General features: G+C 72.7%; 13 protein-coding genes. 5 read left to right on the top strand and 8 right to left on the bottom strand.

The window, feature by feature from the left end:
- The first annotated feature begins 63 nt into the window (after positions 1–63).
- The 3 genes from DK427_RS21730 (at position 64) to DK427_RS21720 (ending at position 2,975) form a co-directional block, all read left to right on the top strand.
- A complete protein-coding gene (locus DK427_RS21730; protein WP_109953194.1) occupies positions 64–945 on the top strand; it encodes a F0F1 ATP synthase subunit gamma in 882 nt (293 codons plus the stop codon).
- A 66-nt stretch (positions 946–1,011) separates the two neighbouring features.
- The gene (gene atpD / locus DK427_RS21725) at positions 1,012–2,472 is read left to right on the top strand and encodes a F0F1 ATP synthase subunit beta (protein WP_109953193.1); all 1,461 of its coding nucleotides are present in this window, start codon (positions 1,012–1,014) and stop codon (positions 2,470–2,472) included.
- A gap of 101 nt (positions 2,473–2,573) precedes the next feature.
- Positions 2,574–2,975, top strand: coding sequence for a F0F1 ATP synthase subunit epsilon (locus tag DK427_RS21720; protein WP_109953192.1), 402 nt, complete (start codon positions 2,574–2,576; stop codon positions 2,973–2,975).
- An 85-nt stretch (positions 2,976–3,060) separates the two neighbouring features.
- Here the strand turns inward: DK427_RS21720 and DK427_RS21715 are convergent, their stop codons facing one another.
- From DK427_RS21715 to hrpB, 6 genes are read right to left on the bottom strand one after another with little or no spacing between them, the layout of a single operon-like run.
- Positions 3,061–4,302, bottom strand: coding sequence for a CCA tRNA nucleotidyltransferase (locus tag DK427_RS21715; protein WP_109953191.1), 1,242 nt, complete (start codon positions 4,300–4,302; stop codon positions 3,061–3,063).
- Complete coding sequence (locus DK427_RS21710; RefSeq protein WP_109953190.1) at positions 4,302–4,559, bottom strand: DUF6111 family protein; 258 nt, start codon at positions 4,557–4,559, stop codon at positions 4,302–4,304. Before DK427_RS21710 ends, DK427_RS21715 begins: the two co-directional genes overlap by 1 nt.
- 32 nt (positions 4,560–4,591) lie before the next feature.
- Complete coding sequence (locus tag DK427_RS21705; protein ID WP_109953189.1) at positions 4,592–5,224, bottom strand: CoA pyrophosphatase; 633 nt, start codon at positions 5,222–5,224, stop codon at positions 4,592–4,594.
- Complete coding sequence (locus tag DK427_RS21700) at positions 5,221–5,811, bottom strand: DUF1285 domain-containing protein (protein ID WP_109953188.1); 591 nt, start codon at positions 5,809–5,811, stop codon at positions 5,221–5,223. Before DK427_RS21700 ends, DK427_RS21705 begins: the two co-directional genes overlap by 4 nt.
- A gap of 18 nt (positions 5,812–5,829) precedes the next feature.
- On the bottom strand, positions 5,830–6,261 hold the full coding sequence (locus DK427_RS21695) for a PaaI family thioesterase (protein ID WP_109953187.1): 432 nt from the start codon (positions 6,259–6,261) through the stop codon (positions 5,830–5,832).
- A gap of 44 nt (positions 6,262–6,305) precedes the next feature.
- Complete coding sequence (gene hrpB, locus DK427_RS21690; protein WP_109953186.1) at positions 6,306–8,765, bottom strand: ATP-dependent helicase HrpB; 2,460 nt, start codon at positions 8,763–8,765, stop codon at positions 6,306–6,308.
- A 225-nt stretch (positions 8,766–8,990) separates the two neighbouring features.
- On the opposite strand from hrpB, the gene DK427_RS21685 reads away from it, so the two are divergent.
- Positions 8,991–9,278 (top strand): hypothetical protein, encoded by a 288-nt coding sequence (locus DK427_RS21685; protein ID WP_109953185.1) that lies wholly within the window; start codon positions 8,991–8,993, stop codon positions 9,276–9,278.
- Between the two features lie 136 nt (positions 9,279–9,414).
- On the top strand, positions 9,415–12,141 hold the full coding sequence (gene mutS / locus DK427_RS21680; RefSeq protein ID WP_109953184.1) for a DNA mismatch repair protein MutS: 2,727 nt from the start codon (positions 9,415–9,417) through the stop codon (positions 12,139–12,141).
- 186 nt (positions 12,142–12,327) lie between these two features.
- On the opposite strand, the gene DK427_RS21675 is transcribed toward mutS, so the two are convergent.
- Complete coding sequence (locus DK427_RS21675) at positions 12,328–12,795, bottom strand: response regulator (protein WP_245930669.1); 468 nt, start codon at positions 12,793–12,795, stop codon at positions 12,328–12,330.
- 111 nt (positions 12,796–12,906) lie between these two features.
- A complete protein-coding gene (locus DK427_RS21670) occupies positions 12,907–13,992 on the bottom strand; it encodes a PAS domain-containing protein (protein ID WP_109954309.1) in 1,086 nt (361 codons plus the stop codon).
- Positions 13,993–14,166: the final 174 nt, after the last annotated feature.

Here is a 14,166-nt window from a genome sequence, read left to right as displayed (position 1 = left end):
TCAACTGCGGGGGCACCATCGGGCGCCCCCGCCTCTGGCCCTTGAGACCACCGGACCGCTTCGATGCCGAGTTTGAAGGACCTGCGGAACCGCATCACCTCGGTGAAGGCGACGCAGAAGATCACCAAGGCCATGCAGATGGTCGCCGCCGCCAAGCTCCGGCGCGCCCAGATGGCCGCCGAGAACGGCCGCCCCTACGCCGAGAAGATGGCAGCGGTGCTCGGCAACCTCGCGGGCAACCTCGTCGGCGGCGTCGGCGCTCCGCGCCTGCTCTCGGGCACCGGCCAGGACCGGGTGCACCTGCTCGTGGTCTGCACCGGCGACCGCGGCCTTGCCGGCGCCTTCAACTCCTCGATCGCGCGGCTGGCCCGCGACCACGCCAACCGGCTGCTCGCCGAGGGCAAGACCGTCAAGATCATGACGGTCGGCAAGAAGGGCCTCGACGTCCTGCGCCGCCAGTTCCGCGACCACATCGTCGCCTCGCGCGACATCCGCGGCAACAAGCCGGTCGATTACGAGTTCGCCTCCGAGATCGCCGAGGACATCCTGGCCCGCTTCGAGGCCGGCGAGTTCGACGTCGCCACCCTGTTCTACGCGGAGTTCCGCTCGGTGATCTCGCAGATCCCGACCGCGCAGAAGATCATCCCGGCCGAGCTGCCGGAGGCGCAGGCCAAGGGCCCCGGCTCCGACGCGGCCCTGGAGTTCGAGCCCGACGAGGAGTCGATCCTCGACGCGCTGCTGCCGAAGAACCTCACGGTGCAGATCTTCCGCGCGCTCCTGGAGAACGCCGCCTCCGAGCAGGGCGCCCGCATGAGCGCCATGGACTCCGCCACGCGCAACGCCGGCGAGATGATCAAGAAGCAGACGCTGGTCTACAACCGCACGCGTCAGGCCATGATCACCAAGGAACTCATCGAGATCATCTCGGGCGCCGAGGCGCTCTGATCCTGAAACGAATCCCGAGCGCGCTGAGCGCGCTCCGTCCGCCACGGAATTGAAGGGTCCGCACACATGGCCAGCACCGCTCTCCCCGGCACCGGCTCCAACAAGGTCGGCAAGATCACCCAGGTCATCGGCCCGGTCGTCGACGTGCAGTTCGACGGCCACCTGCCGGAGATCCTGAACGCCCTCGAGACCAAGAACAACGGCTCCCGCCTCGTGCTCGAGGTGGCCCAGCAGCTCGGCGAGAACACCGTCCGCTGCATCGCGATGGACACCTCCGAGGGCCTGACCCGCGGCCAGGAGTGCACGGATACCGGCGAGCCCATCAAGGTGCCGGTCGGCATGAACACGCTCGGCCGCATCATGAACGTCATCGGCGAGCCGATCGACGAGGCCGGTCCGGTCGTCACCGACACCTACCGCGCCATCCACCAGCCCGCTCCCCCCTACGCCGACCAGTCGACCGAGGCGCAGATCCTCGTCACGGGCATCAAGGTGGTGGACCTGCTCGCCCCCTACGCCAAGGGCGGCAAGATCGGCCTGTTCGGCGGCGCCGGCGTCGGCAAGACCGTGCTGATCATGGAGCTGATCAACAACATCGCGAAGGTGCACTCGGGCTACTCGGTCTTCGCCGGCGTGGGTGAGCGCACCCGCGAGGGCAACGATCTCTACCACGAGATGATCGAGTCCAACGTCAACAAGAACCCGAAGGAGAACAACGGCTCGGCCGAGGGCTCCAAGTGCGCCCTGGTCTATGGCCAGATGAACGAGTCGCCGGGCGCCCGCTCGCGCGTTGCGCTCACCGGCCTGACCATCGCGGAGCAGTTCCGCGACGAGGGCCAGGACGTGCTCTTCTTCGTCGACAACATCTTCCGCTTCACGCAGGCGGGCTCCGAGGTGTCGGCGCTTCTCGGCCGCATCCCCTCGGCCGTGGGCTACCAGCCGACGCTCGCCACCGACATGGGCGCCCTGCAGGAGCGCATCACCACCACCACCAAGGGCTCGATCACCTCGGTGCAGGCCATCTACGTGCCGGCCGACGACCTGACCGACCCGGCGCCCGCCGCCTCGTTCGCCCACCTCGACGCCACGACCGTGCTGTCGCGCTCGATCGCCGAGAAGGGCATCTACCCGGCGGTGGACCCGCTCGACTCCACCTCGCGCATGCTCTCGCCGACCATCCTCGGCGAGGAGCACTACTCGGTCGCGCGCCGCGTCCAGCAGACCCTGCAGCGCTACAAGGCGCTCCAGGACATCATCGCGATCCTGGGCATGGACGAGCTGTCCGAGGAGGACAAGCTGACGGTGGCCCGCGCCCGCAAGATCGAGCGCTTCTTCTCGCAGCCCTTCTCGGTGGCCGAGGTGTTCACCGGCTCGCCCGGCAAGCAGGTCGCGCTGGAAGACACCATCAAGGGCTTCAAGGGCCTGGTGAACGGCGACTACGACGACCTCCCCGAGGCCGCCTTCTACATGGTCGGCACCATCGAGGAGGCCCAGGAGAAGGCCAAGAAGCTGAAGGCCGCCGCCTAAGGCAGCCTTGGTCCCTCCCCGTCGCCGGGGAGGGGCGCCCTATCGGCTCCGGCCCGTGAGCGGGCCGGGCGAGCCTCTCGGACCCGGGAACAGTTCAGGCGATGGCCACCTTCCACTTCGATTTCGTCGGCCCCGAGCGGACGCTGTATTCCGGCGAGGTCGAGTCGGTGCAGCTGCCCGGCTCCGAGGGTGAGATGACCGTGCTGCCGGGCCACGCGCCGGTGCTTACCACCCTGCGGGTCGGCGTCATCGTGGTCACGGAGGCCCAGGGCAGCGGCAAGCGCATCTACGTGCGCGGCGGCTTTGCGGATGTCGGTCCGACGAGCGTGACGGTCCTAGCGGAGCGCGCCGCTCCGATCGAGGAGCTGACGCCGGAATCGATCGATCGCGACATCGAGGCGGCCCAGCTCGCCTATGACGCGACCGAGGACCAGCAGAAGCGCCAGGAGCTGAACGCGCAGATCGTGCAGCTCCAAGAGACCAAGAATCTCCTGCGGCTCTGATCCCGTCCGCATCGGTCGAGCTTCGATCACGGGCCCGCCGCAACGCTCCTCAGGGACCGTCGCGGCGGGCTTTTTAGTGTCTGATCTAGATCGCCGTCCCGTCGAGCGCGTGGGTGATGAGCGCTTCCCGGCTCTCCGGGTCGAGCGGGCAGCCCAGCGCGAGCCAGCGGGCACGGGCGCGGGCGAGCGCCTGCCCGACTGCGCGGCCCGGCGCGAGGCCGCGCTCGACGAGGTCGGCGCCCGTCACCGGCAGGATCAGAGGCGGTCCGACGCGAAGAGCCTCCAGGATGACGCCGGCGTCCCGGGGGAGGGCGGGGCGCGGCTCGCCCGCCATCACGGCGAGCGCGCCCGCCGCCGCATCGAGCCCGTGGACGGCGGCGAGCGCCCGGATCTCGGGCTCGGTGAGCGTGTCGCGGCTGCGGGCGGCGGCGAGCGCGGCGGCGTAGCGGTCGAGTTCCTGATGCTCGGCGTTGGACAGGCGCAGGCGCTCGCGCAGCCGCTCGGCATCCTCGCGGGTCAGAACCGCCAAAGCCGCGAGCGGCGCCGGCTGGCCGGCCGCGAGCGCCCGGTCCAGGCGGCCGAGTTCGCCGACCCCGCCCAGGATGCGGGCGAGCAGACCCGTCTCGCTCAGGACGGCGACCATCGCGAGTGCGCCCGGCGCCGCCAGCAGCTTCAGGAACTCGGCCCGCACCCGCTCGCGCGACAGCCGGTCGAGGCTGTCGCGCGCCGCGATGCAGGCGGCGAGGGCCTGGGCGTCCGGCGCCCCTCCGCCGAAGCGGGCGTGGAAGCGGAAGAAGCGCAGGATCCGCAGGGCGTCCTCGCGGATCCGGGTCGCCGGATCGCCGATGAAGCGGACGCGGCCCGCCGCGAGATCCGCGACGCCATCCGTTGTGTCGTGCAGGCGCCCCTCAGCGTCGAGGGAGAGGGCGTTGACGGTGAAGTCGCGCCGCGCGGCATCCTGCGCGAAGTCGCCGCCGAAGCGCACCACCGCGTGCCGGCCGTCGGTCTCGACATCCTCGCGCAGCGTGGTCACCTCGATTGGCTCGCCGGCCGCGATCACCGTGACGGTTCCGTGCTCGATCCCGGTCGGCACCGCCTTCAGGCCGGCGGCGCGGGTCCGCTCCATCACGGCCTCGGGCAGATGGGTGGTCGCCAGATCGATGTCGGCTGCGTCGCGGCCGAGCAGCGCGTCGCGCACGCAGCCGCCGACGAGGCGCGTCTCGGCGCCGGGACCGGCCAGCGCGGCGAGCGCCGCCCGCACGCCTGGCCGCTCGCGCAGGCGCGCGAGGCCCCGCGCGTCGAGGTTATGCCGATTGAGATCCTGCATCAGCGGAACTGCCCCGGCACGAGCCGCCCGTTCTCCATGTGGGCCGGCACGTAGCCGCCGCTGCTACGCTCGGAGAACAGGCCCGTATAGACCAGCGAGGCGATGACCAGGGCGAGGCCCGCGAGCCCCAGCCGCAGGCTCTGGCCGTCCCAGTGCGCCCGGCGCAGCGGGTTGCGGCCCGTCACGAGCAGGTAGGCGCAGAACAGCGCGAAGGGGACGAGGAAGATCCCGAATTCTTCGATGAGGCGGCGCAGCATGGCGGTCGTGGCGACGGAGGGCTCGGACTCTGCTAACGCGCGAGCCGTTCGCGCAAGTTGTGCAGGATGCCGGCGGTGACGCCCCAGATCAGGCGCCCGCCGAAGGGGAGGGCGTAGAAGTACCGGGTGCGCCCCTGCCATTCGCGGGCGCGCAACTCGTAGCGCGCCGCCTCCATCAGGAAGGCGAGGGGCACCTCGAAAACGTCGGCCACCTCGTCCGGGTTCGGCCGGAAGGCCGCCTCCGCATCGACCAGCCCGATCACCGGGGTCACGAGAAAGCCAGTGCCCGAGAGATAGGGGTCGAGGTAGCCGAGCGGGCGCACGGCCTCCGGGGCGAGCCCGATCTCCTCGCGGGCCTCGCGGAGCGCCGCGTCGAGCGGGCTCTCGCCCGGCTCGATCTTGCCGCCCGGCAGGGCGACCTGCCCGGAATGGTCGCGCAGATGCGCGGCGCGCTGGGTGAGGACGAGGACCAGGCCCTCGGGGCGCGCCACCACCGGCACCAGCACGGCGGCGCGGCGATGGGGCGGAGGCGGGACCACGGCGCTGCCGTCCGGGTCCAGGCTGTGGTCGCCGCGCGGATTCGAGGTCGGGTCGTCGGGGCCGGGCGGCACCCGCGCGAGGTGCTCGGCACAGGCCGCGAGGAAGCCGGCGCGATCGAGGCTCACGCCGCCTCGGCGGGCGCGATGGGGTGGAACAGGCCGCCGGCCTGGAGGCCGAGCCAGGGCCGGCCGTCGAGCGCGCGCTCCTCGGCCATCGCAACGAGGTCGTAGGTCAGCGCCCGGCTCACCAGGGCCCAGAGGCCGCCGCGCACCAGAAGGTAGGGCTTCAGCGCACCCCCCTCCGCCTGCTCGAAGCGCAGCGGGTGATCGGGCCCGACCGCGACGAGGTCGTCCACGTTGGTCCGGAAGCTGATGCGGCGGTCCGCGCCGTCCCCCTCCACCGCCATCTCGACGGCCACGAACGGCGCGTCATCAACGGTGATGCCCACGCTCTCGACCGGCGTGACCATGCGGATGGCGCCGTCCGGCTCCGCCCGCAGGATCGAGGCGAACAGCCGGACCATCCGCTCGCGGCGGATCGGGCTGCCGTTGTGGAACCACGTGCCGTCGGCGGCGATGCGGATGTCGATCGCCCCGCAATAGGGCGGGTCCCAGAGGTGGACCGGCGCGGGCCCGCGCTTCGGCAGGCCCGCCAGGGCTGCGCTGAGCCGGGCGAGCGTCGGGTCTCCTGGAGCGTCGGTCGTGGCGGACATGAGCTGGAGATAGCGCGCTCAGGCGCCCGCGGCATCGGGCCGGCGGCGCAGGATCTTCCAGACGCCCGAGGCGTACGCAACCCGTCGCTCGGCCGCCATGAGGTCGGTGCGCAGGAAGACCAGCGAGCCGGTGCGCCGCAGAACCTCCGGCCGGGTCTCGATCCAGTCGCCGAGCCGGGCCGCGTCGATGAACTGCATCTCCATCTGCACGGTGACGCAGTTGGCCCCGTCGGCCGCCGCCATCGCGGTCTCGCCGAGCGCCCGATCGGCGAAGCTCATCAGCATGCCGCCGTGCACGACCCGGATCAGGTTGGCGTGCTTCTCCGCCGCCCGGAAGGCGTAGGCCCCATCCGCCCGGCGATAGACCGGGCCGACATGGGCGATGAAGCCGGAATCGCGGATAAGCTCCCAGCCGGCGGGCGCGTCGAATGTGTCAGGGGCATCGCTCATGCGGTCATCCTAGCGGCAAGCTCGGCCTTGTGTCCCGCCGCGTCTCACGTCCCCCGTGGCTTGGCCCGCCGGGTCGGCGCCTCGGCTAGTGGGTCCTCCGGCCAGGGATGGCGTGGGTAGCGCCCGCGCATCTCGGTCCGCACCGCGGCCCAGGACCCGCGCCAGAAGCCCGGCAGGTCGCGGGTGATCTGGATCGGGCGCTGGGCCGGTGAGAGCAGGTGGAGCACGAGGGGCCGTCCGCCGGCCGAGGGATGCCGGTCGAGACCGAACAGCTCCTGCACCCGCACGGCGAGCACCGGGCCGCCTTCCGCCTCGTAATCGACCGGGATGCGCGAGCCGGTCGGCACCTCCACATGGGTCGGCGCCGCCGCGTCCATGCGGGCACGCAAGGACCAGTCGAGCAGACCGTGCAGCGCGCGGCCCAGATCGTCCGCCGTGATCGCGTCGAGGCCGGTGCGGCCGACGATCTCCGGGGCGAGCCAGTCCGCCGCCGTCGCGGCGAGCACCGCGTCGGAGAGGTCCGGCCAGGGCTCGCCCTCGGCCGCGTGCAGGAAACGGGCGCGGGCGAGCCATTGCCGCAGGGCGGGCGTCCAGGGCAGGCGATCGAGGCCGAGCCCGACGACGCCGCGGGCGAGGATCGCGGCCGACTCCAGGTCGGCCGGCACCGGCAGGGTGCGCTCGCCCAGCGTGATCGCACCGAGCCGCCGCAGGGCGCGGGCGCGCAGCGCCCGGGCCTGCGGATCGAAGCTCACCTGCGTGGCCGCCACGATGCGGTCGGCGAACCCGGCCTCGATCGACTCCAGGGCGATCGCGGCGGCGGCGAGAATGCGGGCATTGCCGGCCGCGCCCGCGAGGTCGGCGACTACGACGAACGGCTCGCGCGCCAGCGCGGCAGCGGGGTCGAGGCGCCCGGCCCGGCCGTTCGCCATCACGAACTCGCCGTCCCGCCCGCGCCCCTTCGCGACCCGGTCCGGATAGGCGAGGGCCAGGAGCGAGCCGATGTCGGCGGGTTCGGCGGCATCATTCCCGCCCGCGAGCTTCGCCCAGCCGGCGCCGAGCCGCCGCATGTCGGCGGCGCGCTGGCCGCGGTCGCGGCGGAAGCGGTCCAGCCGCTCGGCGAGATCGACCGCGTCGCCCCCGAGTCCCCGCTCGACCAGCACGGCGGCGAGATCCGCGGCGGCGCGGGCCTGCCCGCGATCGGCGGCGCTCACCAGCATGCGGGCGAGGCGCGGCGGCAGCGGCAGGGCGCGCAGGCGCCGGCCGGCGGCGGTCAGGCGCCCGTCCGCGTCGAGGGCGTCGAGGTCGGCGAGCATCGCCCGCGCCTCGCGGAGCGCGGGCGCGGGCGGCGCGTCGAGAAAGGCGAGGGTGGTCAGGTCGGCCACGCCCCAGGCGGCGCAATCGAGCACCAGCCCGGCCAGGTCCGCCGCCAGGATCTCGGGCCGCCCGAACGGGTCGAGCGCGCCGGTCGCGGCCTCGGACCAGAGGCGCCAGCACACGCCGGGCTCGGTGCGGCCAGCGCGGCCCCGGCGCTGGTCGACCGAGGCGCGCGAGGCGCGCACGGTCACGAGGCGGGTGAGCCCGAGGCCGGGCTCGTAGTGGGGTACCCGGGCAAGGCCGGAATCGACCACGATGCGCACGCCCTCGATGGTCAGCGATGTCTCCGCGATCGAGGTCGCGAGTACCACCTTGCGACGGCCGCGCGCGGCCGGAGAGACAGCCCGGTCCTGCTCGGCCGGGGTCAGGGCCCCGTAGAGCGGCGCCACGTCGACCTCCGGCCCGACGCGTCCCTCGAGCGCCTCCGCCACCCGGCGGATCTCGGCCTGGCCCGGCAGGAAGGCGAGGACCGAGCCGGGATCGGCCCGCAGCGCCCTGAGGATCAGGTCGGCCATTGCCGCCTCGATCCGCAGGTTCGGGTCGCGCTCGACGTAGCGGGTCTCGACCGGGAAGGCGCGGCCCTCCGAGGCGATCACGGGCGCGTCGCCCAGGAGCCCCGCGACCCGCGCCCCGTCGAGGGTCGCCGACATCACCAGCACCCGCAGGTCCTCCCGCAGGGCGCCCTGCGCGTCGAGGGCGAGCGCGAGGCCGAGATCGGCGTCGAGCGAGCGCTCGTGGAACTCGTCGAACAGCACGGCGCCGAAGCGCGCGAGTTCTGGATCGTCGAGGATCATCCGGGTGAACACGCCCTCGGTCACCACCTCGATCCGGGTGCGGCCCGAGATCTTCGAACCGAGGCGCACGCGCAGGCCGACCGTGTCGCCGACGCGCTCGCCGAGCGTCGCGGCCATGCGCTCGGCCGCCGCGCGGGCGGCGAGGCGCCGCGGCTCCAGCAGGATGACGCGCCGGTCGCCGAGCCAGGGCGCGTCGAGAAGGTCGAGCGGCACACGGGTGGTCTTGCCGGCGCCCGGCGGAGCGACCAGCACGGCGCTCGCGCGTTCCGCCAGGGCCGCGCGCAGGCGCGGCAGCACCGCGTCGATCGGCAGGGAGGACGAAGGGGTCGGGGCCATCGCGGCGGTGATGGCGCGCCCGCGTCCGCAAGGCAATCGGTCGAGCAACGCCGGGATGCGCAAGGCTGCACGCAGAGCGCCGGGACGGCTCACGTTCAGACCTCAGCAATCGTCCGCGGAAAATGCACCGAAAAGTGAGGAATTTTTGCAGATCGCGCTGGAACCGCAGAAGTTGGAATGACTTGTCGGCTCGACGCGCGCAGCCTGCGCGACGTGGAGACTGACATGACGCGCATTGCCCTCACCCTGGCGACCGGCCTGCTGCTCGGCGGCCTCGCCGCGCTGCCCGCCTCGGCCGCTCCGCTCACGGTTCCGGCCGGTGTCACGGCCTCCGACAGCGTCGAGTCGGTCGCCTACCGCCATCACCACCGCTACCGCCATCACTCGACCCGGGCCGAGCGCCGGATGCGCCGCCTGAACACCATGCGGTACGGCAACCCGAACGCCCGCAACCCGGAGCGCCCCGGCTACAAGCAGCAGCTCGGCAACACCACGGGCGGCCCGCGCTACTGATCCGACGCTTCTGTTTCGAGGGGTCCGAGGGGCTGCCGCGCGAGCGGCGGCCCCTCTCCGTTGAGCGGCCGCGCTTCTCCCCAGCGATGCGGCGACCCGCGCCTGATTCGACGGCCCGCCTCTGGTAGAACGGGGCATGGCCCGCAGCACCGCCGCCCGTCAGATCGCCAGCAGCCCGGAGGCGGCGCCCGCGCCCGACCTCTCCGGCGCGACGCCCATGATGGCGCAGTACATCGAGATCAAGGCGGCCAACCCGGACTGCCTGCTGTTCTACCGGATGGGCGACTTCTACGAGCTGTTCTTCGCCGACGCGGAGACGGCCTCGCGGGCGCTCGGCATCGTGCTGACGAAGCGGGGCAAGCACGGCGGCGCCGACATCCCGATGTGCGGCGTGCCGGTGGAGCGGGCCGACGACTATCTCAGCCGCCTGATCGCCCTCGGCCACCGCGTCGCGGTCTGCGAGCAGACGGAGGATCCGGCCGAGGCCAAGCGCCGGGGCCCGAAATCGGTGGTGCGGCGCGAGGTCGTGCGGCTCGTCACCCCCGGCACCATCACGGAGGACCGGCTGCTCGATCCGGCGCGGGCGAACCTGCTGCTCGCCATCGGCCGCCGCAAGCTCTCGGAGACCGCCCACGCCTACGGGCTCGCGGCGGTGGACATCTCGACCGGGCGATTCTCGCTGAGCGAGGTCTCGGGCCAGGAACTCTCCGGCGCGATCAGCCGGCACGACCCGCGCGAGATCGTGCTCTCCGAAGCGCTCCACGCCGACCCGGCTCTGGCGCGCGTCTGGCAGGAGACCCGCGCGGCAATCGTGCCGCTGCCGCAGGGCGAGTTGGAGCCGGCCGCAGCCGAGCGGCGCATCCGCGAGCAGTACGGCGTCTCGACGCTGGAGGGCTTCGGCCAGTTCAGCCGGGCCGAGATCGCGGCGGCGGGCGCCGCACTCCTCTACATCGCCCGTACGCAGCTCGCCGCGCGGCCGCCGCTCCAAGTGCCGACCCGCGAGGCCGGCGGGGCGACGCTCAGCATCGACGCGGCGACGCGGGCCAATCTCGAACTCACCCGCACGCTCTCCGGCGAGCGCCAGGGCAGCCTGCTCGACGCCATCGACCGAACCGTGACGGCGAACGGCGCGCGGCTGCTGGCCGAGCACCTGGCCGGCCCGCTCACGGACCTCGCCGCCATCGCGCGCCGGCAGGAGGCGGTGGCCCGCCTCGCCGAGGAGCCGTGCTTGCGCGGGACCTTGCGCGACACGCTCGCCCGCGCGCCCGACATCGCCCGGGCCCTGTCGCGCACGGGCCTCGGCCGGGCGGGGCCCCGCGACCTCGCGGCGATCCGCGACGGCCTCGACGTGGCGGCGGCGCTCGGGGCTCGGCTCGGCGCGGAGCCCGACCTGCCCGACGCCCTGGCGCGGCTCGCGCGGCGGCTCGCCCGGATCGACGCCGACCTCGTGGAGACCCTGCGGGCGGCGCTCGCCGACGAGCTGCCGCTGAACCGCCGCGACGGCAATTTCGTGCGGGCCGGCTACCACCCCGAGATCGACGAGGCACGGGCGCTGGGCCAGGATTCGCGCAAGGTCATCGCGGCGCTCCAGGCCCGCTACGCCGAGGAGACGGGCTGCCGCACGCTCCGGATCAAGCACAACAACATGCTCGGCTACTTCATCGAGGTGCCGCAATCGGTGGGCGAGGCCTGCCTCAAGGGGCTGATGCAGGACTTCGTGCACCGCCAGACCATGGTGGACGCGATGCGCTTCACCAGCGTGGAACTCGGCGAGCTCGAATCGAAGATCTCCGGCGCCTCCGACCGGGTGCTGGCGCTGGAGAGCGCGGTGTTCGAGGATCTTGCGGGCCGCGTGCTGGCGGGCGCCGAGGCCATCGCCGAGACCGCGGAGGCGCTGGCCCGGCTCGACGTGGCGGCGAGCCACGCGGAGCTCGCGGTCGAGCTCGACTGGCGCCGCCCGGTGGTGGACGATTCCCTGAGCTTCGCGGTGACGGCCGGGCGTCACCCGGTGGTCGAGGCGGCGTTGCGGCGCCAGGGCGAGGCCTTCATCGCCAACGATTGCGACCTCTCGGGCGACACGCGCGGGCGGATCCGCCTGATCACCGGCCCGAACATGGGCGGCAAATCGACCTTCCTGCGCCAGAACGCGCTCATCGCGGTGCTGGCGCAGATCGGCAGCTTCGTGCCGGCGGCCGAGGCCCGGATCGGGCGGGTCGACCGGCTGTTCTCACGGGTCGGGGCGGCCGACGACCTCGCGCGCGGCCACTCGACCTTCATGGTCGAGATGGTCGAGACCGCCGCGATCCTGAACCAGGCGACCCGGCGCTCGCTGGTCATCCTCGACGAGATCGGGCGAGGCACCGCGACCTTCGACGGGCTCTCGATCGCCTGGGCCTGCCTGGAGCACCTGCACGAGTCGAACGCCTGCCGGGCGCTGTTCGCCACGCATTTCCACGAGCTGACGGCGCTCGGCCAGCGGCTGGCCCGGCTCGACAACGCGACCCTCAAGGTGGCCGAGCACCGGGGCGAGGTGGTGTTCCTGCACGAGGTGGTGCCGGGCGTGGCCGAGCGCAGCTACGGCCTGCAGGTCGCCCGCCTCGCCGGGCTCCCCGCCGCCGTGGTGGCGCGGGCCGGCGCGATCCTGAAGGGCCTGGAGAAGGCCGAGCACGACCGTCCCGGCCGCCCGCGCATCGACGACCTGCCGCTCTTCGCCGCCCTCGCGCCGCCGCCCCCGCCGCCCGAGCCAGAACCGGCGGACGACGCGCTGGGGCTCCTCCTGGACGCGATCGACCCGGACGCGCTCACGCCGCGGGAGGCGCTGGACGCGCTCTATCGCCTCAAGCGGGCGCGGGCCGAGGCCTGACCGGCTCCGCGCCTGCGGGGCGCCCGGATCCGCACATCCGGTCTCGACCGCGTCGGGAGAGTGACTTGCGCACTTCGGGTCGCATTCAAACTGCTCCCCGCCCCTCTTCCATACGGGAGAGGGGACCCGCCTCCACTCTGGATCGGAGAGGCTCGGCAGAACCGAACCTCCGGTCCGGAGACCCTATCAGTGCGCGGCCGCGAAGGCGGGTGCGGGGTGGAAACCGTCGGGGCAGGAGACCGGCGGATGGCCGGCGCGGCAGCCCGCCACGTAGGCGAGGGTGCTCGCTACCACGCGCTCGGAATAGGGCTTCGCGATCACCCCCAAGGCGCCCGCAAAATCGTCCGGGATGCGCTTGGCGTTGGCGGTCATGAACACGACTGTCGTGCGCGGGTCGGCGGCGAGCGCCCGCGCCACCTCCACCCCGGTCGGGCCGTCGACCAAGTGGATGTCGACGAGCGCCACGTCCGGCGCGGTGGCGCGGCCGACCGCGATGGCCTCGCTGGAATTACAGGCGACGCCGACCGTCACATAGCCCAGATCGTCCAAGAGGCATTCGAGTTCGAGCGCGATGAGCGCCTCGTCCTCGACCACGAGAATCCGGAGCGGGGAGCTCGATGGTCCAGCGTCAGCCGTCATGGAGTCAGCCGTCATGGAGCCTCATGCGATCCCTGGACCGGGTGGCGTTCCGCTCTCGGCCCGGTCGACGGCGGATGCGGGACATCCGCCATAGCGGCGCCAGACTGCGCGAAGATCCGACGCATCTCAAGCCGCCCCCCGAAGCGGCACGCGGATCTCCACACGGGTGCCGGGCGTTCCGTCGGCCCAGACGATCGAGCCGCGCAGCTGCCGCACCACCATGTCGACCAGGGTGCGGCCGAAGCCCGCCGGGTTCGGGGGCGCCGCCGCGAGGCCGACGCCGTCGTCGGCGATCACCAGGACCAGCGTCTCGTCCTCGCGGTGGGCGTTCACGGTGAGGCGCCCGCTCCGGCCGGCCGGGAAGGCGTGCCGCACGGCGTTCGTGGTCAGCTCGTGGATCATCAGCGAGAGCGGCGCGGCCATCGCCGCCGCCACCGCGATCGGCTCGACCCTTGCCTCGATCCGGGTGCGTTCGGGGTCGAGCCCCGCCTCGAGATCGGAGAGGAAGTCGCCCGTGAAGTCGCTGAGATTGAAATGCGCGACGTCGCCGGACGAGTAGAGCATCCGGTGCGCCGTCGAGAGCGCGCCGATGCGCTCAGCCATGTTCTGCAGGGCGTCCCGCGCCTCGCCCTCGGGCGTGCGGCGTGCCTTCAGCAGCATCAGCGAGGAGATCACCTGCAGGTTGTTCTTCACCCGGTGATCGACTTCGTGCAGCAGCGCGGTCTTCTGGGCCAGCGCGTATTCCAGGTCGGCGGTGCGCTCACCGACCTGCCGCTCCAACTCGTCGTTGGTGCCGCGCATCGCCGTCTCCGCCCGGCGCTTGTCGGTCATGTCGGCCTGGGCGGCGAAGAAGTAGGCGATGTCGCCCGCCGCGTCCCGGATCGGGTTGATGGTCATGCCGTTCCAGAACGGCGTGCCGTCCTTTCGGTAGTTCAGGATCTCGACGGCGACCGGCTCGGCCGCGGCCAGGGCCGCGCGCATGCGCGCGACCTCCCGGCTATCCGTCTCCGCCCCCTGCAGCATGCGGCAGTTGCGGCCGACCAATTCCGCGCGTGCGTAGCCGGTCTGGGCCAGGAAGGCGTCGTTGACCCAGATGATGGGGTTGTCGGGGGCGCGCGCATCCGTCACGAGCATCGGCGTCGGGCTCGTGTCGAAGGCGAGCGCGAAGGTTGCCGGCGCGATCGTCGGCGAGTGGGCGCTGTCCTGCGTCATGCTGCAACCGTCCGTGACGCCAGCCACAGCGCGCGCGTCCGGACCCCGGAAGCGGTCGTTCCCCCGGCCGTGCATCTCAAGGACCAGTTTTCGGCAAAGCCGTTAACGAAAGGTCGAGCATGATTCCCCCGTCATGTCGATCGCGTCGACCGCCCGCGATCCGCTCGCTTCCGC

Origin of the sequence: Methylobacterium radiodurans (assembly GCF_003173735.1) — a bacterium.
Classification (GTDB): Bacteria; Pseudomonadota; Alphaproteobacteria; order Rhizobiales; family Beijerinckiaceae; genus Methylobacterium; species Methylobacterium radiodurans.
This window is presented reverse-complemented; position numbering and strand designations above follow the sequence as displayed.